This window comes from Labrys sp. (in: a-proteobacteria), assembly GCF_047605565.1.
Lineage (GTDB): Bacteria > Pseudomonadota > Alphaproteobacteria > Rhizobiales > Labraceae > Labrys > Labrys neptuniae.
Window position 1 is genome coordinate 25534 of record NZ_JASGFM010000044.1, and the last position, 25895, is coordinate 51428.

Consider the following 25895-nt stretch of genomic DNA (forward strand, 5'->3'; position numbering starts at 1 on the left):
CGCTCTAACTCTTTGTTTTGACGCGTTTTCCTAATCGAGAAGTCGATCGGCTTTTCCGGAAAATGCTCTAGCTGAAGGCAGAGAAAGGAAATATCGGATGACAGTTCGTGTCGCCATCAACGGCTTCGGCCGCATCGGCCGCAACATCCTGCGCGCCATCGTCGAAGGCAAGCGCAAGGATATCGAAGTCGTCGCCATCAACGACCTCGGGCCGGTGGAGACCAACGCCCATCTGCTGCGCTACGATTCGATCCATGGCACTTTCCCCGCCGAGGTGAAGGTCGAGGGCGATTCCATCGTCGTGCAGGGCAAGAAGATCAAGGTCACTGCGATCAAGGATCCGGCCCAGCTTCCCCACAAGGAGCTGAACATCGACATCGCGATGGAATGCACCGGCATCTTCACGTCCCGCGACAAGGCGGCCGCCCATCTCAAGGCCGGCGCCAAGCGCGTGATCGTCTCCGCGCCCTGCGACGGCGCCGACCTCACCGTGGTCTATGGCGTCAACCACCAGGACCTGACCAAGGACCATCTGGTCATCTCCAACGCTTCCTGCACCACCAACTGCCTGACGCCGGTGGCCAAGGTGCTGCACGATGCCTTCGGCATCGAGCGCGGCTTCATGACCACGATCCACTCCTACACCAACGACCAGCCCTCGCTGGACCAGATGCATAAGGATCTCTACCGCGCCCGCGCTGCGGCGCTGTCGATGATCCCGACCTCGACCGGTGCCGCCAAGGCCGTCGGCCTGGTGATGCCCGAGCTGAAGGGCCGTCTCGACGGCACCTCGGTCCGCGTGCCTACGCCCAACGTCTCGGTGGTCGACCTCAAGATCAACACCAAGAAGAAGACCAGCGTCGAGAAGGTCAACGAGGCCATCATCAAGGCTGCCAAGCGCGGCCCGCTCAAAGGCGTGCTGACCTATACCGACGAGCCGCTGGTGAGCCGCGACTTCAACCACAACCCGGCGTCCTCGATCTTCGCGCTCGATCAGACCAAGGTCATCGACGAGAAGTTCGTGCGCATCCTGACCTGGTACGACAATGAGTGGGGCTTCTCGAACCGCATGTCCGACACGGCGGTGCATTTCGCCAGCCTGATCTGAGTTCGTTTTCAATGAAATGAGCAAGGTGCCGCGGGTAACTGCGGCGCCTTTTCTTTTGAGTAGCTTCCTGACCGGAAGTACTGCCGGCCGAAATCGGTTGCTTGTCCCCGGGCAGGCGGCTGTGATTGACTGGTGCTGCAGCGAAGGGGAGTGAAGCCACATGGCTCGGCGAGGCGTCTGGTTGTTCGTTCTGCTCTTCGTCGTTTTGAGCCCGATGGCGGCTCGAGCCAGTTCCGATAGCGACTGCAAACCGGGCTGGAGAGTGGCGGGTACCGAATCCAACAGCTGCAGCAATCTGGCCGTCCTGCAGCCCGGTAATGACACGCGCGCCAATCTGCTGCTCCTGCTCGCCGATCTGGAGGACAAGCAGCCTGCCCCGGTTCGGCCGGATCAGGAGGGTGCGGAAAAGACGCTCATAGAACCGAGCGATTGGGCGACCTTCCGCGGCACGCTCTATCCCTCGGCTGCAATCGGCGGCAATGGGCCCTACGCTGCGGGCGAGGGCTCGCGCTGCCGCAGCAATGATGCAGGCGCCGCCGATTTCGTGGCGACGCTCAAGGCGGAGCAGGGCGTGACGGCGGGCGAAAGGGACGAGTTGATCGCCGCCCGGCAGGGCCTCAGGCCCGATTGCACGGGAGCCGGCGCTGGGCAGGAGGCCGTTTCCGCGGCCGCCGCGCATGCGCAGTCGCCCCTGGCCAAGGACTTTGCCGCCTACCTGTTGGGAGCGGCGGCCTTCTATGCCGGCGATTTCGACACCGCTGCCCGGCATTTTGCAGCCCTTGGAGGTTCTGCCCAACCTTGGCTGAAGGAGAGCGGACGCTATCTTCTGGGCCGCGTCGAGGTGAACAGGCTGCAGGCCGGTGCCTTCGACGAGTATGGCAATCTGAGGGAGGTTGCGCAGCGCGACATCGGCAAGGCGACCGAGGCGGAAACGGCCCTGCAGGGCTATCTGACGGCCTATCCCAACGGGCGCTATGCCGCCTCTGCCCGCGGCCTGTTGCGACGGGTCTATTGGATGAGCGGCGCCAACGCCAAGCTGCTCGCCGACTATGAGCGCCTGTTGGGCCAGAAGGCGAGCGAGCGGGGTGTTTCCGCTGCCGACCTTGCCGAGGAACTGGATACCAAGCTGTTGCCCCTGCTCGGGACCGAACAGGTGCGCTCGCCTTTGCTGCTGGCGACCCTGGACCTGGTCCGCATGCGCAAGGGCGGTGCCCTCAGCGGCGAGGCGTGCTGCAGCAAGGCCCTGACCTTGGATGAGTTGAACGGACAACGCGAATTCTTCGCAGGCAAGACGGAGCTGTTCGATTTTCTGCTCGCGTCCTATCAGTTGCATGTCGCCCGCCAGCCGCGTGCCGTGCTGGGTCTGATCCCGGATCGGGCGCAACAGAAAAGCTACACCTATCTCGAATTCAGCCGGCAGGTGCTGCGCGGGGTGGCCCTGGATGCGGTAAAGGACCGCAATGCGCGCGGCTTTTGGCTCGACCTCGTCGGTGGGGCGAACCCAACCAGCCAGCGTGTCGTCATCGAACTGGCCGTGGCCCTGCATGACGAGCGGGCGGGCAAGCCCGAACGCAGCTTCGAGCCGGCCTCGCCGGTGCGCAACGAGACCATCCGACAAACCTTGCTGCGCTACAGCGCCGGTCCCCAATTGCTGCGCCGCCAGGCAAAGGATACCGCCGCCTCGCCGGCCGAGCGGGCGACCGCCCTTTATACGCTGCTCTATCGCGATCTCACCCGCGGCGCCTACAAGGCCTTTCCAGGGGATTTGGCGCTGGTGCCCACCGATGCCAAGCCTGAGGCGGATCCCGGTGACGCCGAAGGCGACGGCGCGCCATCCTCGGATGTGTTCATCAAACCGGAAACGGCGTCGGATTTCCCTTGCCCCGATCTCAAGAGCAGCATTGCAACGCTGTCCGCCACTCCACGCCACATCGGGGCACGCTTGTGTCTGGGGGAGTTCATCCGTCTCAACGGCCTCGATCAGGCTTTCCTGGACACGCTGCCGGCGAAGGATGAGCTCGGCGGCAATGGGGTACTTTTCCCGGGCCGGAAATTCTCGCGGCTCGAAGTGTATCGCTCCGTTGCAGGCGCGGCGGGTGCGACCGCCGATCAAAAGGCCTATGCTCTCTATCGTGCCATCTGGTGCTTCGCGCCGACGAGCAAGAATGGCTGCGACGACAGTGTCGTGCCCGTTGCCCAGCGAAAGGCCTGGTTCCAGAAGCTGAAACGCGATTATGCGCAATCACGTTGGGCGCAGTCTCTCGAATATTACTGGTAGACATGCTGCGCTCGGCGTGTGCCCTCGTCATTGCCCTGGCGGCTGGCGGTGTCGCGGCCGCGGAAGCTCCCGTCGATGCCGCCCGCCATTACAGTTTCTGGTTGTGGGCGGGCGTGAGGACGCAGCCCGAACTCGCACGGGCCCGCGAGCTCTATCTCCTGGCGTCGGAGGTCGGTGGACGGGAACCGGTTCGCCTCCTGTCGCGGCGAAGCGCCGTTCCCCACCTTCCCGATACACCGCTGTGGCTGGTGGTACGCGTCGATACCCTGGCCTGGCCGCCCGAGATCTACACCCAGGTCCTGGCCCAGCTCGGGCGCTGGCGAGCGGCGGGCAATCGTGTCATCGGCCTGCAGATCGATTTCGATGCCCGTACGCGCCACCTGGAGAGCTACGCTTCCTTCCTCGCGGGCCTGCGCCGTCAATTGCCGGTGGAATACCGGCTCGGCATCACCGGCCTGATGGATTGGAGCAGCAATGGTGATCCCAAAGGGCTCGAAGCGCTCGGCGGCACCGTCGACGAAGTGATCATCCAGACCTATCAGGGACGCCGCACGATCCCCGGCTATGCCGCCTATCTTTCGCGCCTGAGCCGGCTGCAGATGCCCTTCCGCATCGGTCTGGTGCAGGCCGGCGACTGGCAGGAGCCACCTGGCCTCACCGCCAATCCCTGGTTTCGCGGCTATGTCGTGTTCCTGCAGAATCCGGCGCGGCCTTGATCTTGGGATCATGCGGTTGCCGCTCGTTCAATGAGATGTCGCGCCGCCGGCGGAGCGGCACTCATCGGCAGATCTCCCGAGATGTTCGGAGCGCGCTGCGCGTGACTCCTGGTGCTGGTCCCGCCGATATCCGGACAGGAAGAGCCGGACGCCGCTTTCGATCACGCGGTCGATCTCGGTATCGCTGACGGGCTGGGCGGCGAGCACTTCGCGCAGGTGCAGATTGCCGTGGACCAGGCTCAGGAATTGCTGCGCGGCGAGATCGGGATCGGAGACGGCCAGGCAGCCTTCCGCGCTGCGGGCCGCGATATAGGCGGACAATCTTTCGAGCAGCACCCGTGCGCCGTGCTCGTAGATGATGCGGCCGAGATTGGGAAAGCGTGCCGACACGCAGATCAGCGAGCGATAGATCTCCGTGGCCCGGTTCGAGCCGAACAGTCCGACATAGTTGCGCGCCACCTGCAGCAAGACGGTTTCCATGTCGGTCGATCCGACCGTCCTGCACCAGATCTCGACCGCAGCGGCGGCCATCTCCTGCACGACGAGCGATGCGAACAGCTCTTCCTTGCTGGCAAACAGGCCGCAAGCCTTGGCCTCGGCAATGCCGGCACTTGTGGCGATGTCCTCCATGCTGACGGCATCGTAGGGCCTGGTGAAGAACTTCCTCCGGGCGGCACGCAGCAAGTGCCGGGCGCAGACGATCGCATCGTCACTGCCCTTCATTGTCATGAGAGGGGAGGATAGGTCGGAGTTGGGATCTGCAGTCACGGTCGGCTCCCTTCACAGCCTCGCGAGCGATAGCTTCGCATTGGAAATTTATATCGTATTACGATATAAATGTCATGCACAAGTACGTTTGCGACAACCGCGGAGACCATGATGATTTCGACTCTTTTTTCCGGAAAGCGGGTACAGGATTGGTTGCTGCTCCTGCTGGCGCTCGGTCTGTTCAGTACGCCCTGGCTCGCCGGGTTCAGGGCGATGGAGGTGCCGACTTGGCACGCCTGGGTGATGGCTTTCCTGCTTGCCTATCTGGCCTTGGCGGCTTTGAGCGAGGCCAGGCAATGGGAGGAATGGGTGACGCTGGGACTGGGCCTCTGGCTCATCGTGGCGCCATGGGTGCTGCGCTTTTCCTCCGACACAGCGGCCGAACGCGCCCATTGGCTGGTGGGCGGGCTGGTGATCGTGATTTCCCTGGCGGCCGAGTGGCGTTTTCGCCATGCCCGGACGAGTTGAAGGCGAACGCACTGCTCGCCTGCCTTGCCGACAAAGGAGGCTTTTGTGATGGAGTATCGTCTCGAAAAGATCCACGTCGCCGACCGGGCCGATCGCTCCGCCTATATCGTGCAGCGGCTGAACGAATATGCGGCCGAGGGCTGGCGGGTCGTCAGCATCGATCTGAGGATACACCCGTCTTTCGCAGTGGAGGATCTGCCGGTGCTGCTCGAGCGCAAAAGGGTCTGACGGCGGCGGACCGGTGCGCCTGCCGTTTCGAGCCGACGGCGCCCCGTCATCCCGGCGCCGTCATGTGCATCACCGCCGCTGGCAGTGGCTCCGGGTTCACTGCGGGTCGAGGATGCGCCAGTCGAAGCTGCCGGCCCAATCGGCGAAGCTGTGCCAGTTCACCTCGGGAAAATCCCTGCGCAGGGCAGCGATGTCGACGTCGTAGCCGATCCGATCGAACCACTCGAACATGATGGCGGCATCCTCGCTCTGCTGGCGGATCGCGGCGGTCGGTACTTCCTGGTAACGGATCGGACGGCCGGTTGCCTGCGAGAGAATTCGCACCTGTTCCTCGCCGGAGAGTTCGTCTCCCGCATAGTCGAAGCGTTTGCCGAAGACCCTTTCGCGACGCTCGACCAGAGCGGCGTTGAACGCACCGATATCGGCCAGCGCCACCTGCTGCAAGACGCGCTTGGCCGGGACAGCGAGGGCGTGCACGCCTTGGCGCAGGCCGCCGATCGACCAGGAGGCCACGATGTTTTCCATGAAAAAGACTGGGGCGCTGATCGTATAGGGCACACCCAGCCCCGCAATATGCCGTTCGACCTGATATTTGCTGTCGAAATGCGGGATGCCGGTGGCCTTGTCGGCGTCGGCGACCGACGAGTAGATCAAGTGCCCGATGCCGGCCGCCTTGGCCGCATCGGCGGCGGCGATGCCCTGGCGGGTTTCTCCGTCTGTGCCATCAGCCAGCATGGTTCCCATCAGGAACATGGTGTCGACGTTGCTGGCTGCCTTGACGATGGAGGCCGTGTCGTCGAGATCGCCAGGCACGATCTGTGCACCCGCCGCCGCCAGGGCCTGCGCGCCGGCACTGTCGGGCCTGCGGCTCAATGCCTTGACGTTGTGTCCCCTGGAAAGCAGGGCGCGGGTAACGGCACCTCCCTGCTGACCCGTGGCGCCGGTCACCAATATAGTCCGCTTCGTGGTCATTGCATCGCTCCATTGCTTGTGATGAAGCCAATTTAGCGCTGCCGCATCGAACCATAATGGGCTATTATCGGAAAACATCGTCCCAAATTTGGATATAATGCTCGATCTCAACGATATTCTGGTCTTTGCCCGGGTGGTCGAGGCCGGCAGTTTCACCGGGGCTGCCCGGCTGCTCCGCGCGCCCAAGACGACAGTGAGCCGCCGGATCGCCGCACTCGAACAGGCCGTCGGTGCGCGCCTGCTGCAGCGCACGACGCGGAGCCTCGCCATGACGGAGGCCGGGCGTCTCTATTACGAACGCAGCAGCGAGGCGCTGAGGCTGATCGACGAGGCAAACCTGCGCCTTGCCGAAGCAAGAACGGAACCTTCGGGGACGATCCGCATCTCCGCCCCTGCCGGATTTGCCGATCATCTGCTCAATAGTGCCGTGTTCGACTTCCTGGCCGCCCATCCCAAGACCAAGGCTGAATTGATCCTGACCGACGACCGGCTCAACCTGATCGAGCATGGCATCGATCTGGCCTTCCGGACCGGGATCCTGCCGGATTCCACTTTGATCGCGCGCAAGCTTGGCACCACGCATCGAATTTTGTGCGCCAGCCCGGACTATCTCACGCGATTCGGAACGCCGCAGGTGCCGGCGGATCTCGCCCGGCATGCCTGCGTGATCGTCGGCCCCTCGGTGGAGGGGGCGTCATGGCTGCTTGAGGGGCCGGAGAGCCAGGAAACAGTGGCAGTTTCAGGCCGCTTTGCCGTCAACGACATGCATTCGGCGCTATCGGCGACCATTGCCGGCTATGGCATCGCCCAACTGCCCCACCAGCTCGCAAGACCGGCCCTGCAGGATGGGCGGCTGCAGCGTATTCTCGAAGATCATACCATGTCAGCCGGTGGTCTCTATGTCGTCTATCCCAGCAGCCGGCATCTGTCGCCTTTGGTCAAGGCTTTCATCGAGCTGGCGGTGCGAAAGCTCGACACGCAATTGTTCCGATGAGTGCCGACGCCGAAAGGATCGATATGTCCGTGCCGAGCTATCTCTCGATGCAATTTAGATCCTTTGGCTGTCTTGAACGCTTTATCGATCCGCCGGCTTGCTCTATTGCTCGCCGGTGATTTTGCGAGGCAGGCGGGGTGTGCTAGGGCGTGTGGTGAGTATGGCTTGGTGCCAATCCATGCTGACGCCTCGGGCACTTTGCCGAAAACAGATGGACAGGACAGGCATGAGCGCTTTTCGCACCCTCGACGACGTGAATGTGGAAAACAAGCGCGTTCTGGTCCGCGTCGACCTGAACGTCCCGATGGAGAACGGTGTCGTCGGCGATGCCACCCGCATCGAGCGCATCATCCCCACCGTCCTCGAACTCGCTCGTGCCAAGGCCAAGGTCATTCTGCTCGCCCATTTCGGCCGGCCCAAGGGCGTGGACCCCAAGGAAAGCCTGAAGCCCGTCGCCGCCAAGCTCGCCGAGATCGCCAAGCGGCCGGTCGCCTTTGCCGAGGACTGCATCGGCGAAGCCGCGGCCAAGGCGGTGGCGGCGATGCAGCCGGGCGACATTCTCTGCCTGGAGAACACCCGCTTCCATCCGGGCGAGGAAAAGAACGATCCGGACTTCGTCAAGGCGCTGGCCGCCAATGGCGATATCTGGGTGAACGATGCCTTCTCGGCTGCGCATCGCGCCCATGCCTCCACCGAAGGCCTCGGGCACGTCCTGCCTGCCTATGCCGGCCGCACCATGCAGGCCGAGATCGAGGCGCTGTCCCGCGCCCTCGAACAGCCCAAGCGCCCGGTCGTCGCGGTGGTCGGCGGCGCCAAGGTCTCGACCAAGCTCGAGCTCCTCGGCAATCTCGTCGCCAAGGTCGATGCCCTGATCATCGGCGGCGGCATGGCCAACACCTTCCTGCATGCCCAGGGCGTCGGCGTCGGCAAATCGCTGGCCGAGCGTGACCTTGCCGATACCGCCCGCTCCATCCTCGCCAAGGCGGAGAAGGCCAATTGCGCCATCATCCTGCCCGTCGACGCCGTGGTGGCCTATCATTTCGCCGCCGATGCGCCGAACCATGCCTATGGCCTCGATTCGATCCCGCTCGACGGCATGATCCTCGATGCCGGCCCGCAATCGGTGGAGCGCATCAAGGGCGCCATCGACGAGGCGGAGACGCTGGTGTGGAACGGCCCGCTGGGGGCTTTCGAGCTGCACCCCTTCGACCACGGCACGGTGGCGGCGGCCAAGCATGTCGCTGCGCGCACCAAGGCCGGCAAGCTGCTGTCGGTTGCCGGCGGCGGCGACACGGTGGCGGCGCTCAACCATGCCGGGGTCGCCGACCAGTTCTCCTATGTCTCGACCGCGGGCGGCGCTTTCCTGGAATGGCTGGAAGGCAAGCCGTTGCCGGGTGTGGAGATCCTGCGCGCCTGAACGGCGCCGTACGGCTCGCCGTCCACGCCGATCGTCTCGGAGATCTCGCAATGGCACGCATCACCCTTCGCCAGCTGCTCGACCATGCCGCCGAGCAAGGCTATGGCGTCCCTGCCTTCAACATCAACAATATGGAGCAGGTGATCGCCATCATGGAGGCCGCCAAGGCCACCGGCTCGCCGGTGATCATGCAGGCCTCCCGCGGGGCGCGCCAATATGCCAACGACGTCATGCTGACCAAGATGATGGATGCGGCGGTCGAGATCTATCCCGACATCCCGGTCTGCGTGCATCAGGACCATGGCAACAACGAAGCCACCTGCCTGACTGCCATCCAGGCCGGCTTCACCTCGGTGATGATGGACGGCTCGCTCAAGGAGGACGGCAAGACGCCGGCCGACTATGCCTATAATGCCGGCATCACCCGCCGTGTCGTCGACATGGCCCATTGGGTCGGCGCCTCGGTGGAGGGCGAGCTCGGCGTGCTCGGCAGCCTGGAAAGCGGCATGAGCGAGGCCGAGGACGGCCATGGTGCCGAAGGCGAGCTCTCGCATGACCTGCTGCTCACCGATCCCGACGAGGCGGTGAGGTTCGTCAAGGACACCAAGGTCGATGCGCTCGCCATCGCCATGGGCACCTCGCATGGCGCCTACAAGTTCTCGCGCAAGCCCGATGGCGCCATCCTGGCGATGAATGTCATCAAGGAGATCAACCAGCGCATGCCCGAGATGCACCTGGTCATGCATGGCTCCTCCTCGGTGCCGCAGGAACTCCAGGACATCATCAACAAATATGGCGGCGAGATGCCGCAGACCTGGGGCGTGCCGGTGGAGGAAATCCAGCTCGGCATCAAGCATGGCGTGCGCAAGGTGAATATCGATACCGATTGCCGCATGGCGATCACCGGCCAGATCCGCCGCATCTTTGCCGAAAATCCGGGCGAATTTGATCCGCGCAAATATCTCAAGCCGGCCCAGGATGCGATGATCAAGCTGTGCAAGCAGCGCTATGAGGAATTCGGCACGGCCGGCCAGGCTGCCAAGATCAAGGTCATTCCGCTTCACGAGATGGCCAAGGACTACAAGGCCGGCAAGTTCGAGCCGAAATTCGCTTGAGCGGCGCCGGAAAACCGTTTCGCGTTCCCCAGTCGATGCGAAGCGATGGCGAAACCTTACAGCATCGGCGCCGATTCCGGGATCGGCCCCGATGCCGTAGTGAGAAGAAGGACACCCGGGATTCCTGCCATGGCTGAAGTTCCACCCCGCCCCCCCGTCCAGATCTATCTGGTCACCCCTGCCATCGACGATGTCGCTGCCTTCCTGCCGGCCCTGCGGGCCGCGCTGTCGGCCGGCGACATTGCCTGCGTGCTGTTCACGCCGGTGGCCGGCGACGACAGCAGCGCCAAGAAGCTGATCAAGGAGATCGCGCCGGTGGTGCAAGGCGCCGGCGCGGCGCTGCTCGTCAGCGGCTGGAGCGCCGTGGTGGCACGAGCGGGTGCCGACGGCGTGCATCTCAATGACGGCCGCAAGGGCCTCGCCGATGCACTCGACAGCTTCAAGCCGGAGCGCATCGTCGGGTCAGGCGGCATCCGGACGCGCGATGAGGCCATGACCGTCGCCGAAAGCGGGGTCGACTATGTCATGTTCGGTGAGCCGGCGCGCGACGGGCGCCTGCCGCCGCTTGAGGGGGTGGTTGAGCGCACCGCCTGGTGGTCCGAGCTTTTCGAGGTGCCCTGCGTCGCCTTTGCGCCGGATCTGGCGGCCGTGCCGCTGCTCGCCGACGCCGGTGCCGATTTCGTGGCGCTCGGTAATGCCGTCTGGAATCACGAGCAGGGGCCTGCCGAAGCGGTTGCGCTGGCGGACCGGCTGCTGAAGCAGAGAGGGAGTCTCGCATGAAGCGCATCGCTGTTGCAGCCGCGCTGGCGCTGCCCGTCCTTCTTGCCTCGCTGCCGGGCCGGGCGGAGCCATCGGCTCCGGCCGATGCCGCGCAATCCGCCGGCGCCGATGGCGGCGAGGCTGTCAAGCCGGCGCAGACGGGCACGCCGGCACAGCCTGCGCCTGACGCTGCCAAGCCGGCGGAGGGTACGCCTGGCGAAGCCGCCGCTCCGGCCGATTCGGCCAAGCCTGCGGAGGCTGCGGCTCCCGCCGCACCGGCAGGTCCGCCACCGGATCTGGCTTATGGCGCCTTCCAGCGCGGCTACTATCTCAAGGCGCTGGAGGAGGCCACCAAGCGCGTGGTATCCGACAAGGATCCTGCGGCGATGACCTTGATCGCGCAGCTCTATGCCAATGGCCTGGGTGTGCCGCCCGATCCGGCAAAGGCGGCGCAGTGGTATTCCGAGGCGGCCGAGCGTGGTGACCGCAATGCCATGTTCGCCTATGGCATGACCAAGCTCCTGGGCAAGACCGTACCCAAGGACGAGCCGGGCGGCATGTTGCTGCTCAACCGCGCCGCCGAGCTGGGCGTGCCGGAGGCGGCCTATAATCTCGGCATCATCGCCCTGCGCACGACGAATGGCCCGCCCGATTATGCCACCGCCTATAAGCGTTTCAGCCAGGCGGCGCTCGCCAACAATGGCGATGCCCTCTACTCGCTCGGCGTACTCACCAAGGAAGGCAAGGGCGTCACGCTCGACAAGAAGAAAGCGGCCGACTACTTCCTCGCCTCGGCCAATACGAACAATGTCGACGGCATGGTGGAATATGCCATCGCCCTCTTCAACGGCGAGGGCGTGCCGCGCGACCAGGAAATGGCGGCCGATTGGTTCGAGCGCGCCGCGCTGCGCGGTTCGCCGATCGCCCGCAACCGCCTGGCGCGCATGTATGCGGCCGGCATGGGCCTGGCGCCCAATCCGGTTCTGGCCTGCATGTGGCATCTGCTCGCCAAGGCGGCCGGGCTCGAGGACAAGCAGCTCGACGAATATGTCGCACGGCAGACGCCGGAGGTACGGGCGGCGGCCATTCAGGGGGCCCGCTTCTACGGCATGTGATGCCAACCGGTATTTTCCGCGGGGTGGCCAGGGGATCGACAAGGGGAGGCCGACGGTGCTGGATGCAGCGGCGAGGGCAGTGATCGAGCGCCATTCGCTCGGCTATGTGGCGAGCGTCAATTCCGACGGCACGCCCAATCTGTCGCCCAAGGGCATGATGCCAAGCGTTTTGCGATTTGAGGCCTCACCTCGAATCGCAAAGACGCGTCGAGCCAAAGAGTGAGAGCAAAAGGGCGTTTCTACTAAAACGCGCTTTGCTCTGGTGCTGGACGACCACCATGTCGTTTTCGGAGAGGCACGCTCCCCCGGCACCCTGCGCAACATCCGCGAGTGCCCGGTGGTGGAGATCAATTTCGTCGATGTGCTCGCCCGCAAGGGCGTGCGCATCCGTGGCCGCTGCGAGATCATCTCGCGCGAGAGCGAGGCTTTTGCGGCCCTGCGCCCCGCTTTCGATCGCTGGGGCCCGCTGGCCGAGCGTATCCGCCATTTCGTGCGGGTGCGCGTCGAGGCCGTGAAGCCGATCTCCTCGCCCGCCTATGACATCGGCACCGAGGAAGAGGCGCTGCGTAGCCATTGGAAAGCTTACTATCAGGCCTTGTGAGCGTCGCAGGCCGCGGCGATTCGAATTTTCACACCGGTCGCATTTTCCCGTTCATATCGGCGGCATTTTCCATTAGACAGGCCGCTTCCCATTCCCGCGCCCCGATCTCCGGGGCGACCGTTATTTGAAAGTTCCATGATGCTGCGTTCACCTTTGATGAATGTGATGGTTGCTGCCGTGCTCAAGGCCGGCAAGGGTCTCAAGCGCGATTTCGGCGAGCTGGAGAACCTGCAGGTCTCGGCCAAGGGGCCGGGCGATTTCGTCTCCATCGCCGACAAGAAGGCCGAGCGCACGCTGCATCAGGAACTGGAGCGGGCCCGCCCGGGCTATGGCTTCGTGATGGAGGAGGCGGGCGTCGTCGAAGGCGCGGACAAGACCCATCGCTGGCATATCGATCCGCTCGACGGCACCACCAATTTCCTGCATGGCGTGCCCTTCTTCGCGGTTTCGGTGGCGCTGGAGCGCGAGGGCCTGCTGGTGGCCGGCGTCGTCTACAATCCCGCCACCGAGGACCTGTTCGTGGCTGAGCGCGGCAAGGGCGCCTTTCACAACGAACGTCGCATCCGCGTCTCCGGCCGCCGCCTGATGGAGGATTCCATGGTGGGCATGAGCCTGGCGCGCCTCGGCCGCGGCCAGCACCAGACCAATCTTGCCGATCTCGGCGCCGTGATGGGCAAGGTCGCCGGCGTGCGCAATTTCGGCGCTTCTGCCCTGGACCTGGCCTATGTCGCTTCCGGCCGCCTCGACGGCCTTGCCTCGCGCTGGCTCTCCTCCTGGGACCTGGCGGCCGGCATCGTGCTGGTGCGTGAAGCCGGCGGCTTCGTCAGCGACATCCGTGGCGGCGACACCATGCTGGACACCGGTGACATCGTGGCCGGCAACGAGGCCATCCACAAGGGGCTGCTCGGCCTCTTCGCCAAGGCCTGACAGGGCGGCCGCAGGGGCGAAACCGTAGCAAAAACGGGGAGGGGAGAAGATTTCCTCTCCCACCCGCTTGACAGTTTCGGCCCAGCCTTGCATAAGCCGCCCGTCCGGCAGCGCCGGGCCTCGTGGCGGGGTAGCTCAGCTGGTTAGAGCAGCGGAATCATAATCCGCGTGTCGGGGGTTCAAGTCCCTCTCCCGCTACCATCTCTCTCATAGAAAAGACAATCGAACCGCGGCGAGATTTTCGTGCGCGGCACTTGCGAGAAGCCGAAACGCTTCTTGCGCCAACCGTTGGTTGAACAGCTTGCCTAGTGCCGAACCTCGACGACCTGACTGGCCGCAGTCTCTACGGATTGGAGCGCGGCCGGGCACGATCGCAGATAGACAAAAATGTCATAGGACGCGGTCTTGGCGGTGCTGGAAAGTCGTTTCTATCGCTTTTCATTGATCATCGCCGAGGTGAAGGCACCACAGAAGATGAGCTGGTCCTTTTCCAGCGCAGATCGAAGCGACTCCTTGAACGGCGTCGTCACATAGGTCCCGATCACAACGTCTCCTACCTGGGTGAAGCAACGGCGATCCATCAGACGCATCTGGTCTGGCGGTCCCTTCTCGCCAGCCTGCCGCATTTCCACCTTGGTGCAGGCCATCTCAATATTGTCGGCCTTGAGCGTGTGCGTTTGAACCGAGCCTGTCCAGTAGCTATCTCCCAGTGCCTTGGTACCCTCCTTGAGTCCCGCCGCCGTGGCATCCAGGAGCACGGCCTGCGAGGCCCGGGTGACGCCATGGGCATCCTCGCCGCTTACGGGCAGGATGAAGACCGTGGCTCGTCCCGCCTTGCCTCCGTAAAAGGCAATGACTTGCCCGTCCGTCGCTGTTTTATGGATCTTGACCTGAGTCATGCCCGCAATGCTTTTGGGAAGTATGCGCTCAAAATCGGAAAGATCTTTAGCGTTCACGGGGGGCGCAAGAACGGCAAGCGCGCCCAGCAAGGCAAGTTTGAGCGGATGAAGCGGTGCCGTTCCAGCCTGTCGCATTCCTTGCATTCCTCCTGGTTCTCAAACTGTCAGCTGCGGTAGTAGGGCCCTTTGGCAGGCTATACGTTTATCGTCGGTGCGGGCAATGGCGCATGCCTCGCCGGGCCACAAACGCATGAGGTGCTGCAGAACGGATATTGGGCAAAGCCGGATGACGTTATTGGGAGCAACTGTCCGTTCAACGAAGACGGAACTGCCGGGCCTTCGCATCTGGAAGCACTAGTACTAAAGAGGCGATTGCTCCTGAACCGGGTCACAGGATAGCCTCGGTGCGCTTCCCGCCTGACGAGGATGGAGGCCGGAGGCCCGGATGACAGCCTCAGCAACCGTCCGCCCGGGCCTCCCTCTTTCATCAACTATCAATCGGTGACCTGTTCCGCCTACGGGACCGACCTCCTGCAACGGGAGGCTTGTATGACAGGAAGGCACATCCAGCGCTACAGCTTGCGCACGGCGACCTGGCTGCCGACCGCCAATTCCAATTGGCAGCGCTCACGGCCGAGCAAGGCGTGAACGGGCGCGACCACGCCATCTTTCCACCATCCGCTCAATGTGTAGTCGTCGAAAGCCATGATGCCGCCGGGCTTCAATTTCGGCCAGAACGCATCAATATCGGCGGTAACGGCATCCTTGTTATGATCGCCGTCGACATAGACATAGTCGAGCGTCGCATCCCCAACCTTATTGGCCCAGTTGGTGGAGAAGTCTCGAACGATCTCGACAAGTCCGGCTTGTGCCTGTTCGCGAAATCGTTCGACGACTCGAGGATAGCGCCCTTCGACTTCCTCGCGCGTAAAAGCCGGCCCGCCATAAAGGGTTGTCGTGTGCGCAGCATCGTCGAAATGCATCCATGGGTCGACCAGATATAGTTTCCTGGGTTGTGTGATCTGCAGCAATTGGGCGGAGAAGTCGCCCATGAGAACACCTATTTCGACACCAATGCCTCCCTTTGGCAGCACTTGCAGCAACATTCCTCTGGGGTCCGGAAACATATGGCTTCTCTCTTGCATTGCTTTGCCTGGGCCCATGCTATCCACGAGCGTAAAGACATTGTCCAGACTATTCGAAGCATTCCTATTGCTCCACGTGCCAAGATGATCCGGCGTGAGCAGAGGGGGAATTCGTATACGCTGCGCCCGCAAGATCAATGCGTCACTGGATCTATGCCGGGTGGGCGAAGCTGGGCCTTTGCTTCGTACTTCGGGAGACAGTTGGTTGGACGCGTCGAACAGCCTCCGGGCGGAACCAGTTGAAATAGCGCGCCGTAACCGGAGCGGCGGTTTGCGGCCCGAACTGCTCCGGCCGGAACAGTGGCGGCGGCGGGCCGGGTGCTATTAGATGCCCGTTATCGACGCCTGTCTGGCAGGAGTACATCGATGCTGGGTGCGATGAGGCGGGGCAGGTTTCTGGCGGCTGGCCCGTGGGAACGAGCAACAGGCAACAGCAATGTGCCATCCCTTCGCGTCGGTCCTGCCGGGACACTCTGCCTGGGAATAGGGCTGGGCCTATTCCTGGCGGCGTCTGCCCATGCCGGAAAGCCCGTGCGCTGGCAGCCTCTGGAGCTGTTCGGACGCAAGATAGCCTTGATCGAGACCGACGATGACGGCCGCCAGCTCGAGGTCGAGGGCAAGATCGTCGCCGAGAACGGGGTGATCGCCCTCGAGAAGATCGGTGTCATCGGTGGGATGGGCTATGCGATCGGCTATGCCGGCAGCGGCGGCAATGCCTGCGCCCCCGCCCGGTTCATCATTGCTTTCCCGCCGGGCAAGCCGGCCCGTTTCGATGGCCCCATCGGGGAGTGCCAAAACGTGGAATTCACGAGTTCCGGTGTCGGCTTCGTCTTCGAGGAGACCACGTCCTATGGCAACGGCACCCGATGGGTATGGCTGCCGGAGACGGGTTTTTCCGCCCCGCAGACAACGGCTACCGCGCCCGATCCGATGATCTGGCAAAACGCGCTCGACCTGAAGGCGCAGCATCCCAGCCAGATCTTCAGCTATGGCACGATCGCCAGCCGGCTGGTCGAGATGCTCGGGCCGGACGAGGCGACATTCAAGCGCCTGCTGAACGGTTTGGGCAGCGTCGACGTCGAGGGCGATGCGGTGATCGGCTCGTCCTGCCTGAAGATCCGCTGCCCGGACGAGACGGCATTCTACATCGTCGACGTCTCGAAGAAGCAGGCTTTTCTGGCCTGGAAGGAGAGCAACAAGCCCATCGCCGTCCGGCCGGACGTGAAGGCCTGGCCGCCGGCCTTCAGGCGCAGGCTTGCCGAATGGGCGCGCCCGTTCAAATAGGGACCTCCCGGCCGAGGCGGGAAGCGAGCCGGCGAAGCGGGCCTCGTCCGCAACAGCTTGTTTGGGCGTGTTTTTCCAACCTGAAAAGTCTGCCGGCTTTCGGCAAAAGATGCGACATTGCAATCCGGAATGTCGGGAGCACGCGATGAAGAGCGGCAGCTGGCTTTCGGCGAGCCGATTGCTCATGGGGGTAGCGCTCTGGTCCTGCAGCGGCCCGGCGCAGGCGCAGAGCTATGATGCCTGGCTCGCCTGGCCCGACGACTATCGGCGGGGTTTCGCGCTGGCCATCGTGATGGAGCAGCTCTCGACCTGCCTCGGTGACGGCTGCAGTATCACGCGCCACCGCCGGCAGTGCCTTGCCGGCATGACCGACAGGGCGGCAGTGGAGCTGCTCGGCCGCTATGTGGATCGCCATCCCCAGGCCAGATCGCGCCCGGTCAATGCGACGATGGGCCAGGCACTCTACGAGTTGTGCGGCCCAGCCCCGTGATGGGCGCCGATGGGGCAGTCTCGAAACCACGATCGCAGCGGGAGACACGGGCGGGTCATTCCGCCCGCAGGGGTGCTCAGGATGAGGGGGCCGCCGTCCAGGCGCGTGGCGGGCCCGCGCTCCTCCTTTGCGTCGTTTCATGCAGAGCCGAAACAAAAGCGCGATAGGATGGTGCCTGCGCATGCGCGCTCAACACGGGTGAGGAATACGATGGCTAAGGATACGACGATTGTGCTGGTCCATGGCTTCTGGGGCGGGGCGGCTCACTGGGCCAAGGTGATCACGGAACTCACGCGCCTGGGGTATGACAAGGTCCGTGCCGTGGAATTGCCGCTCACCGGCTTGGCGGATGATGCCGAGCGTACCCGCCAGATGGTCAAGCAGCAGGAAGGCAGGGTGGTGCTGGTCGGCCATTCCTATGGGGGTGCGGTGATCACCGAGGTCGGCGGCCTGCCGAACGTGGCGGGCCTGGTCTACATCGCCGCCTTCGCACCCGACGCCGGCGAGAGCCCCGGTGCAATCAGCCAACAGCTCCCGCCCGAGGCGTTTCCGAACATCGCGCCGGACAGCGATGGCTATCTCTGGATCAAATATGACAAGTTCGGCGAAAGTTTCTGCCAGGATCTGAGCGCCGAGGAAGCCCGGATCATGGCTGTCACCCAGAAGGCGCCGCTGGCCTCCACCTTCGGCGACAACGTCACTGCACCGGCCTGGAAGGTGAAGCCGGTCTGGTACCAGATTTCCAGCCACGACCGCATGATCGCCCCCGACAACCAGAAGCGCATGTCCGGGCGCATGAATCCGCGCAAGGTCATCACGCTCGAGGCCAGCCATGCTTCGCTCGCTTCCAGGCCGGCTGAGGTCAGCCAGCTGATCGACGAAGCCGCGAGCGCGGTCGGATAGGACATTTGCAAGGCCCGGGCCACAATGCCGATCCGATCCCGGATCGGCATTGTGGCCGGCCGAAGCGGATGATGGTGTGACTATTCCCGCAGCATCCTCGCGATATCCTCGATCGGATGCGAGGTCAGCTGTTTGGGGATTTCACGGCTGACGCGTTCCAGGACTTCCTGGTGGAAGGCCTGGCGCAGGTCGCCGAGCACCTTTGGCGGGGCGATCACGACCAGCCTGTCGAATTGGCCGGCATGAGCGCGTCGATAGAGTATTTCGGCGAGCCCGGCCGCAAAGCGTTCTTCACCCAGCCGATGCCAGTCTGTTTCCTTGATGGCGCTGGTACGGCCATTGCTGCCTGTGCCGGTACGCCCGGGCTGGTCTGTGCCCTGCTCCCGTGTGGCAGGGTTGTCTTCCTGCAGGACCTGGTCCACGGCGAGACTGGCCTTGTTGCCATGGCCGATCTGGCGCAGAAAAAGCGCCTTCCTGCCATCACCGACCAGCACGAGGGTGTTCTTGTCGTCTAGGATCATGGTTGCAATACCTCTTTGCAAGCAAATGCATCCAGGCGCTCAAATGTTCCTATATTAGGCGCGGGATGCCAGGTTTGTTGCTCCGCGGCAGGGTGCGTCGATTGACGAAGCTCCCATCCTGCGATGTCGTCGCGATTCCTGCGGGGTGGAGATCGATCACAGGAAATAAGCGATATCGCAGCGTAAGGGTGCACGGTCGCTTTCGCGGATCCAAATGGCATGCATTCCCGTAGAATTGCTTCCTCCAATAACGCCTTGATTCCGCGCATTTTACGATCGTTGTCTCCTATTTTGAACCAAAATGTACCGTCATTTCTTGAGCCGAAACGCCAGGAATTCATAAGACTGCTGTGCTATTTCGCACAGAGCGGAGCACCGGTCCGCTGTCATTGAGAGGCATCGGAAGCCTGTCGTGACAGAGGGAGTGCTGCCATGCCTCGCGACGAAACGCTGTTGGACTTCACCGAGGAAAACCATCGCCTGCGCCGCGTCTCAAGGGGCGATGCCGGCCGGCAATTCCATTTCTCCGTCTGCATCGTCGCCGTTCTGGCGATCGCGATCCTGGTGACCATGATTGCAGAATCCGCCACCTTGAGGAAAAGGCCGATGTCGGGGCCGGGCCGCTCTGTATCGCTTGGCCAGCCGCTGCGCTAGGTGTGCGGCCCCAGAGTGCGGTGGTGCATTGTCGATGCCTGTTTCGTCAGGAAGAGGATGCCCGGTGCCTTCGGATGCTGCTGCCCTCCCGGCCGGATCAGGTCGCGAGCATGCGCAAAAACAGGCCGGACAGCAGGTGGCATAGCGGTTCGGGCGCATGCTCTCCCGCTGCGATGGCATCGTCGACGACACCGTGCATGCCGTCGAACAGGATGAGCGCCACGGCGCGGCTTTGCGGAACGGCCCAGACTCCCGCGGCCCGCCCCTCGTCGAGCAGCGTGGTGAGCTGGGCGATGACGGCGTCCTTCTCGCGTGACTGCCGTTGGCTATGGGGGAAATCGTGGAAGACCACGTCGTGGAGCTGGAAATTCGCCAGATAGGTCGCAACGGCGCCGCTGATCCAGGCTGAAAGCCGCGCGGCATGGTCGTCGCGAGGGCAGGCGTCGATGGCCGCAGCAACCCGGGACAGGAAATCCTGCGAGAAGCGTTCGCGCAGGGCGCGGATGACATCCGTCTTGGTATCGAAATAATGGTAGAAGGTGCCCTTGGCCACACCCGCGCGTGCCGCGATATGGTCGACCGTGGTGGCTTCGATGCCACGGGCAATGAAGAGCTCTGCTGCTGCGGACATCAGGTCGTCGACCCGCACCTCGGCCGGCTGGATACGCCGTTGGCGCGGTCGCTCGCCTCGCAGCGGCACACCGGTGCCTCCCATCTTTCCGGCCATGCCCAGCCTCTTCCATCCGAGTCCGAATGAATGACTTTCTGTCATGTTTAGAACGATTTTGGAATAGCTTATAACAATTGACCGACCGTCGGTCGATATATATCGATGCTGAAAGTCTCTCCTGTCCAGTGACGGTCATGTCCCGCTTGCGCAGAAAAACCGCTGTCGCCGCGATCTATCTCGGCACTTTCATGGCGACCTTGGCGATCAGTATCGTCACGGTCGCGCTCCCGGCCATCCAGAAGGGGCTCGACGCCGAACTTTCCGATCTGCAATGGGTGGTTGGCTCCTACGCCCTGTGCCTTTCAGCCTTCATGCTCTCGGCCGGTCCCCTTGGAGACCGCTATGGGCGCAAGCGCGCCTGGCTTACGGGTATCGGCCTGTTCACTCTGGGATCGGCGATCTGTGCCGCAGCGCCGTCCCTCACCGTGCTGGTGGCAGGCAGTGCCCTTCAGGGCGTCGCGGGTGCTCTGGTCATCCCGGGCGCGTTATCGATCCTCACGCAGGCCTATCCTGATCCCGCCGAGCGTGCGCACATCATCGGTGGCTGGTCATCCTTCAGTGCCGTTTCGCTAATTCTCGGCCCGATGCTGGGTGGGCTATTGGTCGACAATGTCGGTTGGCCCAGCATCTTCCTGGTGAATCTGCCGCTCGGCGTGCTCGCCTTCGGCCTCGGGCTGGTCGGCATCGCCGAAAGTGCCGATCCCGGTCAGGCCGCACTTGACCCGCCGGGCCAGTTTCTCAGCATTCTGTTCCTAGGTACGCTGACCTATGCGCTGATCGCTGCGGGGCAGGCAGGCTGGACCGCGCCCACGACACTCGGGGCTCTGGCGATCGCCGCACTGGCCCTGCCGGCCTTCATCGTGATCGAGGGCAAAGCGAGCCGTCCTGTGCTGCCGATCGATCTCTTCCGCAACATCCCTTTTGCCTCGCTCAATTTCGCTTCCTTCGCTCTCGGCGTGTCCGGCTATAGCAGCCTGTTCTTCTTCTCGCTCTTCCTGCAGCAGGCGCAGGGATGGCCGGCCACGCAGGCCGGCTGGCGCATGGCACCGGTCTTTGCCGCCATGGCGGTAACGGCGGTGCTGTTCGGCCGACTCTCCGCCCGCTATGGCCTGCAGCGTCTGATGCTGCTCGGCTATACGTTGCTCGGCGGCGCCATACTGATGATGTCACGGTTCGAGCCGGATACGTCGTATGTCGTCATCGCGCCGCTTTTCACGCTGCTTGGAATCGGCATGGGGCTGGCGGTGCCGGCAACCAGCGCAGCCATCATGGCCTCTGCTCCGCGAACACGCTCTGGCGCCGCATCCGCAACCATGAACGCTCTGCGGCAGGGGGGCATGACCATCGGCATCGCCTTGCTCGGCACCATGATGGCGAGACGCGCGGTGGCGACGATGGCACAGGCCCTGGCCGAAACCGGGCAGACATCGTCGCTTGCACTGGCCAGCGTCGCCGTACGGCGGCATCAGGTGCCAGCTGGCCTGGCCATGGCTGCAGACGACTTCCGGCACCTGCTCGCCCATGCTTTCGCGGATGGGTTCCGCCTCGCCATCGTCCTTGCTGGTCTGGTCGGGCTGGCAGCGGCCCTGGTGTTGATGCTCGCCTTGCATATCCGCGCGCAGCGCCCAGGACCACATCCCGCCCTCGACGATGCCTGACCTCTTCAAAGGAGGGAGCCTGCCGATGCGATTCTGTTGCGGGGCCATGCCGAATGCCTTCATCGGCAGGCGTCGTCCGTGCACCGACCGGCGCGATTGGGCCGAACACGCAATTGTGATCACACCTGGTTGCGGGCCGGCGAGGCTTTCATCCATCGGCATGCGAGTGCCTCAAGCCCTGCCGGCAGGGATGGGAACCAAAGGGCGGTCGAAAGCGAGCGCTGCCCGCACCGATGGCCGTTTCTTCAAAAAACAAGCCCCTCACGAGCTGATTCATGCAACCCAGGGCGCCGATGCCGGTTGGGAGAAGAAGCGCGGTGATCGCGCGGGTTATCCTGCGTCAGGTCACCAAATCATGTCTGACGAATGAGGAGGGATGGTATTTGGACAAATATTCCCGGCTTAGGTGTCAGGCTGCCTCAATATGTCGCGGTCGTCGGCAGTCGGTCCAGGCAGAGGTTCCTAACTATAACGAAATGTAATGTGCTTTTTTGCCCCAACGTGGCAAAATGCTGCTTTCATCAAACGTAACTCGGGGATCATTCCGGATATGCAGGAAGCTGACAATAATTTAATCGATGTTACGGTGGATATCGTCGCAGCTTACGTCGCTAACAATTCTATTCCGACGGACGGATTGCCATCTTTCATATCAATGGTTCACGACAGCCTGTCCAAGCTTCGCGAACAGCCGGTAGTCGAGGAAGCGACACCGTTGCGTCCAGCCGTACCAGTACGCAAGTCCGTGACGCCCGATTTCATCGTCTGCCTGGAAGATGGCCAGAAATTCAAATCGCTGAGGCGGCATCTGCGCAGCAAATACAATATGTCGCCGGAGGAATACCGTAGCAAATGGGGCCTCGCGGAGGACTATCCCATGGTTGCACCGAATTATGCTGCGGAACGCTCGCGCCTCGCCAAGGCTGCAGGCCTCGGGTCGTTGCGCTGGGGCCGCAACAACCCGCCGGCCAAGACCGCCAAGGCTGGGTGAGGGCACTTTTCGTCGCATCTCACGCAAAAGGCCTGAGGGATTCCATGCGGGTCCCTCAGGCCTTTTTGCGTTTGGCCGAAGAAGTGCGGACAGATCCAGAACCGCCATGGCGCTGCGGCTGCCTCGTGCCGCAGCGGCAAATCTCACCTTCGGCCTTCGCGACCAGGCCGGAGATCGTGGGGGTGGACCTTCGTGCATCACCGCCGATCCCGATCACCTCCGGCCTTGAGGAGTTCGAAGAAGGTCACCCTGGGCCGGCGTCAGGAATACATGCGCTGAACATCATGCGGCGGGCCGAGCGGCGAGCCATTTTGGCAGGTAACTCCGCGCCGTCAGCGTGATGTCGCCTGCCGGCGTGACTCCGGCTGTGCCGAGGAGCGATACCAGTTTGCCGGCATCGTGAAGTTGAAGGAGATCGACCGAACCGCCAACGTGAATGCCGCCGATGAAGATCTGCGGGATCGTGGCTGCGCCGGTCATCGGGCGCAGCACCTTGCGGATGTCTCCGCCCAGACCGCCAGCCTGCATCGCCACCGAATCAAGATCGACGGAACGGAAGGGGACGCCCATGTCCTTCAGGAACCTGCGCACTGCCCAGCAGAACTCGCACCATTCCAGCGCGAACATCACCACGGGTTGGTCGGGGTCCTTGATCGCCTGATCGACGAAGCTGTGCGCATGATCGGGGGCCGTATCGATCGCCGCCGCGGAAACCGCAGCAGGTTGTGCTGCCGGGACGCCGAAGAGGCATAGTGGCGTTGAGTTCGAGATTTCTCTCTCGGCTGCGTCCATCTCCTGCTCGATCGCCTCGAACAGCGGTGTCGAGAGGTAACGCTCGCCGGTGTCGGGCACCATGAACAGGATCCGGCTGCCTGGCCGTGCCGTCTTTGCGACCTCAAGCGCAGCCGCCAATGTCGCACCGCCCGTGACACCGCAGAAAATACCCTCCTGCCGCGCGAGTTCCCGGGTCAGATGCAAGGCCTGCGAGCCGCCAACGGGCTGGATGGCGTCGACCAGGCTGGAGGCGACGGCATCTGCGGTCAGTTTGGGGATGAAGTCAGGGCTCCATCCCTGCATGGGATGCGGGCGGAACAGGGGATGGCTTTCGGATGGGGTCGCGTCGCTCTTGTAGTGCTGACCCATGCCGCTTGCCAACATCGGGGCGTTTTCAGGCTCTGCCACGATGATCAGCGTGTTCGGGCTCTCGGCGCGCAGGATCCGCGCAACCCCCTTGAGCGTACCGCCGGTGCCCGCTCCAGTGACGAAATAGTCGGGGCCGGTCCCTCCGAAATCTCGCAATATCTCGCGCGCGGTGGTGTCGCTGTGAACATCGGCGTTTGCTTCGTTCTCGAATTGCCGGGTCCAGAACCATCCATGCGCAGCCGCAAGTTCGCGCGCCTTTTCGACCATTCCCGTTCCTTTCTCGGAGGCGGGTGTCAAGACGACCCGCGCTCCGAGGAAGCGCATCAACTTCCGGCGTTCGACCGAGAAGCTCTCGGCCATCACGATGACCAGCGGGTAGCCCCTGCGCGCGCAAACCATCGCAAGGCCTATGCCGGTATTACCGCTCGTTGCTTCGATGACTGTCTGGCCTGGCTGCAGCCTGCCGTCGCGCTCGGCGGCTTCTATGATGCCGAGCGCCAGCCGATCCTTGACAGAGCCGAGTGGGTTGAATGCCTCGAGTTTGGCGTAAAGTTCGATCCCCTTCGGCTCGAGGCGAGCCAGGCGTACGACGGGGGTATTGCCGATGGTTTCGAGAATGGAGCTGTGAATGTTGGACATGGTTGGATCCTTTCCGGAGGTATCGGGGGCGATGTGGGTCAGTGGTCAATCGGGGGCTTGAAGCGGGCGACACCGGTCGATGTTGCGCCATGCGGAATCGGGCCGGGCGTGAAGCACTCCCGTGGTCCGTGCCATGTTGCGATCGCGTCGCCATCTTGCGGGCACGCGGTACAGTCGGCTTTCCAGGCTGTGGTAAGGGGCGTGGCTGCAGCAGTGCTGCTCCTGTCGGTCATGGCCTGCTCCTGAGTTGGCCGTCGCGACGGCGAGGGGACGCTTGTCGGGAGGCCATTGGTCGGCCCTCAAGCTCGGTGTTTTCCGGCATCGGGAATAGGCCGTAGCTGGCTGCCGGTCCTTCGTGCTGCGACGATCGCACCAATGGTCAGCAGCGCTGCGCCGGACGCCTCGACCATGCTCGGGCTTTCATGCAGGGCGACTGCCGCGATGATCACCGAAAACAGCGGCACGATCGCTGCGAAGACGGAGGCGCGCGTGGCACCGAGCCGTCCGATGGCCCGGCCGTAGCAGTAGAGCGCGGCAATCGCCGAGAGCAGGGACTGATAGATAATCTGCAGCAGCAATTCTCGAGGGGCAGCGGCAAGCAGATGTCCCGGACCGGACATGATCAGCCAGGCTGGTGTGTAGAGCAGCAGCGATGCGACGCAAATGATCGCCGTCGCGGTCAGAGGCTGCAATCCAGTCCGCCTGAGCGAAACGGTGTAGCCCGCCCACATGAACGCTCCGACGACGAAGAAGCCGAGAGCGTAGCCGTCATAGCCGGCATTCCATGTACCAACGATCATGCAGCCTGCGCCTATGACGATGCAGGCGATGCCGGTGACCAGCGTTCGCGTAACCGCCTCGCGCAAGAACAACACGGACAGGATCAAGGTGAACGCCGGCAGGAGGCCGACCGTGATGGCACCCCCAAGGCCGGCCGCCGTCAGCCTGACGCCCGTGGCCGCGACAAGCGTATAGGGCGCGCCGGCGCCGACAGCCATGAACAACAGGTGCCGCGGCGCCACCAGCCGTATGGCCGGCCATTCGCGCCAGACGAGGGGCAGGAACAAAAGACCCGAAATGCCAAATCGCAGTGCAGTAAGGTCGGTGGCAGCAAGATCGCCGACTACGCCGAGGCGTGTCACGGTCCACCAACCGCTCCAGATCACTGCCGCGCCGAGCCCGGAGAGATAGCCGCTCGCGCCGGCTGCCAATTTGGACCGGCCAATGAACCGGAGGAGTGCGGCTACCTGCCATGCCAAGGCTTTTGCGCGCAGAACCAGGCTGGCACTCGGCGTTGACAGCCGGATGGGGTGAAGTTCGGGCATGTTGCTTTTCATCCGCAGTCTGGTTTCGTAATGTGACTGCGAAATTG

General features: G+C 63.3%; 26 protein-coding genes, 1 tRNA gene and 1 pseudogene. 20 read left to right on the top strand and 8 right to left on the bottom strand.

All coding sequences use genetic code 11. From position 1 onward, the window contains the following. Positions 1-97 precede the first annotated feature (97 nt). The 3 genes from gap to QM672_RS27560 all read left to right on the top strand — a co-directional run bounded on the left by gap (position 98) and on the right by QM672_RS27560 (position 4102). The gene (gene gap, locus QM672_RS27550; protein WP_311939954.1) at positions 98-1108 is read left to right on the top strand and encodes a type I glyceraldehyde-3-phosphate dehydrogenase; all 1011 of its coding nucleotides are present in this window, start codon (positions 98-100) and stop codon (positions 1106-1108) included. A 160-nt stretch (positions 1109-1268) separates the two neighbouring features. After that, positions 1269-3386, top strand: a complete 2118-nt coding sequence (locus QM672_RS27555; RefSeq protein ID WP_415086450.1) for a tetratricopeptide repeat protein — start codon at positions 1269-1271, stop codon at positions 3384-3386. A gap of 2 nt (positions 3387-3388) precedes the next feature. Then, positions 3389-4102 (top strand): DUF3142 domain-containing protein, encoded by a 714-nt coding sequence (locus QM672_RS27560; protein WP_415086451.1) that lies wholly within the window; start codon positions 3389-3391, stop codon positions 4100-4102. Positions 4103-4129: 27 nt separating this feature from the next. Here the strand turns inward: QM672_RS27560 and QM672_RS27565 are convergent, their stop codons facing one another. After that, complete coding sequence (locus tag QM672_RS27565; RefSeq protein ID WP_415086453.1) at positions 4130-4870, bottom strand: TetR/AcrR family transcriptional regulator; 741 nt, start codon at positions 4868-4870, stop codon at positions 4130-4132. A gap of 108 nt (positions 4871-4978) precedes the next feature. Here QM672_RS27565 and QM672_RS27570 point away from each other — a divergent pair, with 108 nt between their 5' ends. Next, positions 4979-5338, top strand: a complete 360-nt coding sequence (locus QM672_RS27570; RefSeq protein ID WP_415086455.1) for an SPW repeat protein — start codon at positions 4979-4981, stop codon at positions 5336-5338. A 48-nt stretch (positions 5339-5386) separates the two neighbouring features. Continuing rightward, a complete protein-coding gene (locus QM672_RS27575; protein ID WP_311939945.1) occupies positions 5387-5566 on the top strand; it encodes a hypothetical protein in 180 nt (59 codons plus the stop codon). Between the two features lie 96 nt (positions 5567-5662). Here QM672_RS27575 and QM672_RS27580 read toward each other — a convergent pair whose 3' ends face one another. Further along, the gene (locus tag QM672_RS27580) at positions 5663-6538 is read right to left on the bottom strand and encodes an NmrA/HSCARG family protein (protein ID WP_415086457.1); all 876 of its coding nucleotides are present in this window, start codon (positions 6536-6538) and stop codon (positions 5663-5665) included. A 97-nt stretch (positions 6539-6635) separates the two neighbouring features. Here QM672_RS27580 and QM672_RS27585 point away from each other — a divergent pair, with 97 nt between their 5' ends. The 8 genes and pseudogenes from QM672_RS27585 to QM672_RS27620 all read left to right on the top strand — a co-directional run bounded on the left by QM672_RS27585 (position 6636) and on the right by QM672_RS27620 (position 13667). Continuing rightward, positions 6636-7532 carry a LysR family transcriptional regulator gene (locus QM672_RS27585; RefSeq protein ID WP_415086459.1) on the top strand — a complete coding sequence of 299 codons (897 nt, stop codon included), beginning with the start codon at positions 6636-6638 and terminating at the stop codon, positions 7530-7532. Positions 7533-7758: 226 nt separating this feature from the next. Continuing rightward, complete coding sequence (locus QM672_RS27590) at positions 7759-8949, top strand: phosphoglycerate kinase (protein WP_311939939.1); 1191 nt, start codon at positions 7759-7761, stop codon at positions 8947-8949. A 50-nt stretch (positions 8950-8999) separates the two neighbouring features. Then, on the top strand, positions 9000-10064 hold the full coding sequence (gene fba, locus QM672_RS27595) for a class II fructose-bisphosphate aldolase (RefSeq protein WP_415086462.1): 1065 nt from the start codon (positions 9000-9002) through the stop codon (positions 10062-10064). Between the two features lie 129 nt (positions 10065-10193). Beyond that, a complete protein-coding gene (locus QM672_RS27600) occupies positions 10194-10844 on the top strand; it encodes a thiamine phosphate synthase (RefSeq protein ID WP_367625455.1) in 651 nt (216 codons plus the stop codon). Then, positions 10841-11938 (top strand): tetratricopeptide repeat protein, encoded by a 1098-nt coding sequence (locus tag QM672_RS27605; protein ID WP_367625456.1) that lies wholly within the window; start codon positions 10841-10843, stop codon positions 11936-11938. The genes QM672_RS27600 and QM672_RS27605 overlap by 4 nt, the downstream gene beginning before the upstream one ends. A gap of 55 nt (positions 11939-11993) precedes the next feature. Continuing rightward, positions 11994-12539: pseudogene (locus QM672_RS27610) on the top strand (pyridoxamine 5'-phosphate oxidase family protein). A gap of 138 nt (positions 12540-12677) precedes the next feature. Beyond that, positions 12678-13466, top strand: coding sequence for an inositol monophosphatase family protein (locus QM672_RS27615; RefSeq protein WP_311940142.1), 789 nt, complete (start codon positions 12678-12680; stop codon positions 13464-13466). Between the two features lie 124 nt (positions 13467-13590). Continuing rightward, a tRNA-Met gene (locus QM672_RS27620) sits at positions 13591-13667 on the top strand. A 227-nt stretch (positions 13668-13894) separates the two neighbouring features. Here QM672_RS27620 and QM672_RS27625 read toward each other — a convergent pair. Then, positions 13895-14500 carry a hypothetical protein gene (locus QM672_RS27625; protein ID WP_415086465.1) on the bottom strand — a complete coding sequence of 202 codons (606 nt, stop codon included), beginning with the start codon at positions 14498-14500 and terminating at the stop codon, positions 13895-13897. A 437-nt stretch (positions 14501-14937) separates the two neighbouring features. Further along, on the bottom strand, positions 14938-15471 hold the full coding sequence (locus QM672_RS27630; RefSeq protein ID WP_415086467.1) for a class I SAM-dependent methyltransferase: 534 nt from the start codon (positions 15469-15471) through the stop codon (positions 14938-14940). A gap of 570 nt (positions 15472-16041) precedes the next feature. Here QM672_RS27630 and QM672_RS27635 point away from each other — a divergent pair. The 3 genes from QM672_RS27635 (at position 16042) to QM672_RS27645 (ending at position 18187) form a co-directional block, all read left to right on the top strand. After that, positions 16042-16794, top strand: a complete 753-nt coding sequence (locus QM672_RS27635; RefSeq protein WP_415086469.1) for a hypothetical protein — start codon at positions 16042-16044, stop codon at positions 16792-16794. Positions 16795-16939: 145 nt separating this feature from the next. Then, the gene (locus QM672_RS27640; RefSeq protein ID WP_415086471.1) at positions 16940-17284 is read left to right on the top strand and encodes a hypothetical protein; all 345 of its coding nucleotides are present in this window, start codon (positions 16940-16942) and stop codon (positions 17282-17284) included. Between the two features lie 210 nt (positions 17285-17494). Continuing rightward, a complete protein-coding gene (locus tag QM672_RS27645; protein WP_415086473.1) occupies positions 17495-18187 on the top strand; it encodes an alpha/beta hydrolase in 693 nt (230 codons plus the stop codon). An 80-nt stretch (positions 18188-18267) separates the two neighbouring features. Here the strand turns inward: QM672_RS27645 and QM672_RS27650 are convergent, their stop codons facing one another. Next, a complete protein-coding gene (locus QM672_RS27650; RefSeq protein ID WP_311945157.1) occupies positions 18268-18708 on the bottom strand; it encodes a host attachment family protein in 441 nt (146 codons plus the stop codon). A 432-nt stretch (positions 18709-19140) separates the two neighbouring features. Here QM672_RS27650 and QM672_RS27655 point away from each other — a divergent pair, with 432 nt between their 5' ends. Continuing rightward, positions 19141-19362 (top strand): hypothetical protein, encoded by a 222-nt coding sequence (locus QM672_RS27655; RefSeq protein ID WP_311945159.1) that lies wholly within the window; start codon positions 19141-19143, stop codon positions 19360-19362. Between the two features lie 97 nt (positions 19363-19459). On the opposite strand, the gene QM672_RS27660 is transcribed toward QM672_RS27655, so the two are convergent. Beyond that, positions 19460-20089, bottom strand: coding sequence for a TetR/AcrR family transcriptional regulator (locus QM672_RS27660; RefSeq protein ID WP_415086475.1), 630 nt, complete (start codon positions 20087-20089; stop codon positions 19460-19462). Between the two features lie 137 nt (positions 20090-20226). Here QM672_RS27660 and QM672_RS27665 point away from each other — a divergent pair, with 137 nt between their 5' ends. The 3 genes from QM672_RS27665 to QM672_RS27675 all read left to right on the top strand — a co-directional run bounded on the left by QM672_RS27665 (position 20227) and on the right by QM672_RS27675 (position 22741). Beyond that, positions 20227-21750, top strand: coding sequence for an MFS transporter (locus QM672_RS27665; RefSeq protein WP_415086477.1), 1524 nt, complete (start codon positions 20227-20229; stop codon positions 21748-21750). A gap of 46 nt (positions 21751-21796) precedes the next feature. Next, a complete protein-coding gene (locus tag QM672_RS27670; RefSeq protein WP_415086479.1) occupies positions 21797-22120 on the top strand; it encodes a hypothetical protein in 324 nt (107 codons plus the stop codon). A gap of 180 nt (positions 22121-22300) precedes the next feature. Continuing rightward, complete coding sequence (locus QM672_RS27675; RefSeq protein WP_376717803.1) at positions 22301-22741, top strand: MucR family transcriptional regulator; 441 nt, start codon at positions 22301-22303, stop codon at positions 22739-22741. Between the two features lie 282 nt (positions 22742-23023). Here QM672_RS27675 and QM672_RS27680 read toward each other — a convergent pair whose 3' ends face one another. Next, positions 23024-24523, bottom strand: coding sequence for a pyridoxal-phosphate dependent enzyme (locus tag QM672_RS27680; RefSeq protein ID WP_415086481.1), 1500 nt, complete (start codon positions 24521-24523; stop codon positions 23024-23026). Between the two features lie 299 nt (positions 24524-24822). Beyond that, positions 24823-25848, bottom strand: coding sequence for a DMT family transporter (locus QM672_RS27685; protein ID WP_415086483.1), 1026 nt, complete (start codon positions 25846-25848; stop codon positions 24823-24825). Positions 25849-25895: the final 47 nt, after the last annotated feature.

Excerpts from the sequence above, each read along its gene's own strand:
- QM672_RS27585 (WP_415086459.1), top strand. The coding sequence starts at position 6,636 with ATGCTCGATCTCAACGATATTCTGGTCTTTGCCCGGGTGGTCGAGGCC.
- QM672_RS27640 (WP_415086471.1), top strand. The coding sequence starts at position 16,940 with ATGAAGAGCGGCAGCTGGCTTTCGGCGAGCCGATTGCTCATGGGGGTA.
- QM672_RS27645 (WP_415086473.1), top strand. The coding sequence starts at position 17,495 with ATGGCTAAGGATACGACGATTGTGCTGGTCCATGGCTTCTGGGGCGGG.
- QM672_RS27655 (WP_311945159.1), top strand. The coding sequence starts at position 19,141 with ATGCCTCGCGACGAAACGCTGTTGGACTTCACCGAGGAAAACCATCGC.
- QM672_RS27590 (WP_311939939.1), top strand. The coding sequence starts at position 7,759 with ATGAGCGCTTTTCGCACCCTCGACGACGTGAATGTGGAAAACAAGCGC.
- QM672_RS27575 (WP_311939945.1), top strand. The coding sequence starts at position 5,387 with ATGGAGTATCGTCTCGAAAAGATCCACGTCGCCGACCGGGCCGATCGC.
- QM672_RS27680 (WP_415086481.1), bottom strand. The coding sequence starts at position 24,523 with ATGTCCAACATTCACAGCTCCATTCTCGAAACCATCGGCAATACCCCC.
- gap (WP_311939954.1), top strand. The coding sequence starts at position 98 with ATGACAGTTCGTGTCGCCATCAACGGCTTCGGCCGCATCGGCCGCAAC.
- QM672_RS27605 (WP_367625456.1), top strand. The coding sequence starts at position 10,841 with ATGAAGCGCATCGCTGTTGCAGCCGCGCTGGCGCTGCCCGTCCTTCTT.
- QM672_RS27570 (WP_415086455.1), top strand. The coding sequence starts at position 4,979 with ATGATGATTTCGACTCTTTTTTCCGGAAAGCGGGTACAGGATTGGTTG.
- QM672_RS27555 (WP_415086450.1), top strand. The coding sequence starts at position 1,269 with ATGGCTCGGCGAGGCGTCTGGTTGTTCGTTCTGCTCTTCGTCGTTTTG.
- QM672_RS27630 (WP_415086467.1), bottom strand. The coding sequence starts at position 15,471 with ATGTTGCTGCAAGTGCTGCCAAAGGGAGGCATTGGTGTCGAAATAGGT.
- QM672_RS27665 (WP_415086477.1), top strand. The coding sequence starts at position 20,227 with ATGTCCCGCTTGCGCAGAAAAACCGCTGTCGCCGCGATCTATCTCGGC.
- QM672_RS27600 (WP_367625455.1), top strand. The coding sequence starts at position 10,194 with ATGGCTGAAGTTCCACCCCGCCCCCCCGTCCAGATCTATCTGGTCACC.
- QM672_RS27670 (WP_415086479.1), top strand. The coding sequence starts at position 21,797 with ATGCCGAATGCCTTCATCGGCAGGCGTCGTCCGTGCACCGACCGGCGC.
- QM672_RS27685 (WP_415086483.1), bottom strand. The coding sequence starts at position 25,848 with ATGCCCGAACTTCACCCCATCCGGCTGTCAACGCCGAGTGCCAGCCTG.
- QM672_RS27560 (WP_415086451.1), top strand. The coding sequence starts at position 3,389 with ATGCTGCGCTCGGCGTGTGCCCTCGTCATTGCCCTGGCGGCTGGCGGT.
- QM672_RS27675 (WP_376717803.1), top strand. The coding sequence starts at position 22,301 with ATGCAGGAAGCTGACAATAATTTAATCGATGTTACGGTGGATATCGTC.
- QM672_RS27580 (WP_415086457.1), bottom strand. The coding sequence starts at position 6,538 with ATGACCACGAAGCGGACTATATTGGTGACCGGCGCCACGGGTCAGCAG.
- QM672_RS27625 (WP_415086465.1), bottom strand. The coding sequence starts at position 14,500 with ATGCGACAGGCTGGAACGGCACCGCTTCATCCGCTCAAACTTGCCTTG.
- QM672_RS27660 (WP_415086475.1), bottom strand. The coding sequence starts at position 20,089 with ATGGCCGGAAAGATGGGAGGCACCGGTGTGCCGCTGCGAGGCGAGCGA.
- fba (WP_415086462.1), top strand. The coding sequence starts at position 9,000 with ATGGCACGCATCACCCTTCGCCAGCTGCTCGACCATGCCGCCGAGCAA.
- QM672_RS27615 (WP_311940142.1), top strand. The coding sequence starts at position 12,678 with ATGCTGCGTTCACCTTTGATGAATGTGATGGTTGCTGCCGTGCTCAAG.
- QM672_RS27650 (WP_311945157.1), bottom strand. The coding sequence starts at position 18,708 with ATGATCCTAGACGACAAGAACACCCTCGTGCTGGTCGGTGATGGCAGG.